The organism is Pseudomonas sp. 10B238 (assembly GCF_000970615.1).
Lineage (GTDB): Bacteria > Pseudomonadota > Gammaproteobacteria > Pseudomonadales > Pseudomonadaceae > Stutzerimonas.
In genome coordinates, this window is sequence record NZ_KQ033967.1 from 1 (window position 1) to 2,282 (window position 2,282).

Here is a 2,282-nt window from a genome sequence, read left to right on the forward strand (position 1 = left end):
ACCGTGTTGCACTCAGCTCCTGCAACCGCCGATCTTAAAAGCTCGGGCACGGTGTCTTATCAAGCGACTCGCCTTTATTCGTAAATATGGCATGCCTGAGAAAGATGCGTGATTACATTTTTGTAAGCTTAAAACGCATCAAAAGCGATCAAGAAATCACCTGACCACGTCGATTTCTGTATGGAGGCTGCGCAATAGCTTTACCTTGGGACGGAACTTTTGATTTATTTGAAGGATGTGGCTGCAATGATGCTCATTGAAAGTCGAACATCAGAAATCTAATAGCGGCTGCCTTCCAATCACTATATTTCGACCACGCTTCTATTGTTTCCAATTTATGTCGCATAGTTGGCGATGCCGCTTAAAAATGTGAGCGGCTAATACGACTTCGCTAGTTCTTCCAACTGAGGCTGCAAGTGGCAACACCATGGCAGCTACAACGTTCGTAGAAGCTGCCATAGTTACCAGAGCCGCATGGTTAAATTTGCATAAGGCTTCGCATTAGCAGTTAGCGTGAGCGTGCTTCGTTGAAGCTGCCTTTGAGACTACCTCCTGAGATTGGTCCTTCTTGTCAGCCTGATAACTAGCGATCGCTAGCTGGCGAGCCTGCTCCAGACGAGCAAAGGTACGATCACCACCACCCTCTGCCATCGCATAGGTAGAGCTTGCCGCGATGGCGAGCAGTACGGAAAGAAATCTGAAAAGTTTCATCGCTTGTTACCTCGTTGAAAGACATGAACTACCCAGCACCGCTCTAAGCAGAGTCTTGGGCTAGGGCTTGTGTCTAAGCTAACCGAGCGTTCCTGTCAGATCCCTGATCTAGACATTACGGTTTCGTCAGTAATGCAGGCAAGCAGTTAGCGAAAGCGAAAGCGTGTATGCGCTTTTCGTTCTGACAATAGGCCTTGTTTCCTGCCGGCAAAAAAAAGGCGCCATCTAGGCGCCGATAGGCCAAAGGAGCATGGAAAAGGCCAAAAAGCAGAGTGTGGGAGCAACTGCTGATGTAGACGTTAGCGCTACAAGCTGTCAGACAGATGATGCGGGCATTACGTTTCTGTAAGGTACTGGCTGCAAGATCTGAGAGTCGGCACACTGTGATCTCAATGCAGGCGGAGTACTTTCAATGAAGCTTCTTGTTGCTGAAGATGAGCCGAAAACGGGCACCTACCTACAGCAGGGGCTCACTGAGGCGGGCTTCACTGTCGATCGGGTTCTGAATGGGACCGATGCTGCTCAGCATGCGCTTAATGCGGCATACGACCTGCTCATCTTAGATGTGATGATGCCTGGTTTGGATGGGTGGCAGGTTTTACAGAAAGTCCGCGCGGCCGGTAATGAGGTCCCCGTGCTTTTCCTCACCGCCAGAGATGGGGTACAGGATCGCGTAAAGGGGTTGGAGCTGGGCGCTGATGATTATCTTATCAAGCCGTTTGCATTCTCCGAATTGCTCGCCAGGATCCGTACGTTGCTTCGCCGCGGCAACCATGCTCCCAACCAAACGATACTCAAGCTCCTCGACCTTGAGATGGATCTGCTGAGACGTCGGGTTACGCGCTCGGGGAAACGCATAGACCTAACCGCCAAGGAATTCGCACTTCTTGAGCTATTGCTTAGGCGTCGCGGGGAAGTCCTGTCCAAATCGCTCATTGCCTCCCAGGTATGGGACATGAACTTCGATAGCGACACCAATGTGATCGAGGTGGCGGTACGGCGGCTGAGAGCGAAAATTGATGATGAATTCGAGCCGAAGCTCATACAAACAGCTCGTGGGATGGGCTATTTGATCGACGCGCCAGACGCCTAGAGTGTAATAGCAGCTATCTTCTCTCGATGGGCCAACTACTCTACCTGGTCTGTCCCGGGCCGAGCCTAGCCTTCTGAGTTATACTTATTCAGTGGCGGCAGGAAGAAGATGGGTCGCTGCGGGGGCGCTATCAAAATGTCAGTAGATTTGATGCTTGTGCCCTTGCGGCGCTTAGTTTTGCCATCTTTGCCGATCGCCAGCAGATCACCGGTCGCGACAGCCATACCGAGCGCCTGCTTTACACGAAGCTCGTCAGCCATGGTGTAATTGGTCAATCCACTCATCAGGCCCAGAAAAGGTTGCCGTTCAACCTCGTAGACCTGCTTAGGCAAGAGCTCTGAAAGCTCGCCACGGATGCGGTCATCCGTGGCATCGTCGAAGTGGTGCTCATCCAGCAGCAAATCGTGCTGACCTGTCACGGCGATATCCCGATTGGCGTCGTAACCAAAAAAGCTGGAAGGCGACAGCATATGGGAAA

2 protein-coding genes and 1 pseudogene are annotated in these 2,282 nt (G+C 51.6%); 1 reads left to right on the top strand and 2 read right to left on the bottom strand.

Annotation, left to right across the window (positions count from 1 at the left end; genetic code table 11):
* Positions 1–501: 501 nt before the first annotated feature.
* A complete protein-coding gene (locus tag RT21_RS24295) occupies positions 502–711 on the bottom strand; it encodes a co-regulatory protein PtrA N-terminal domain-containing protein (RefSeq protein WP_046164453.1) in 210 nt (69 codons plus the stop codon).
* Between the two features lie 412 nt (positions 712–1,123).
* Between RT21_RS24295 and RT21_RS22790 the strand changes: the two genes are divergently transcribed.
* A complete protein-coding gene (locus RT21_RS22790; RefSeq protein WP_046164454.1) occupies positions 1,124–1,804 on the top strand; it encodes a heavy metal response regulator transcription factor in 681 nt (226 codons plus the stop codon).
* A 65-nt stretch (positions 1,805–1,869) separates the two neighbouring features.
* Here RT21_RS22790 and RT21_RS22795 read toward each other — a convergent pair.
* Positions 1,870–2,282 (bottom strand): annotated as a pseudogene (locus RT21_RS22795) (hypothetical protein); the annotation flags it as partial.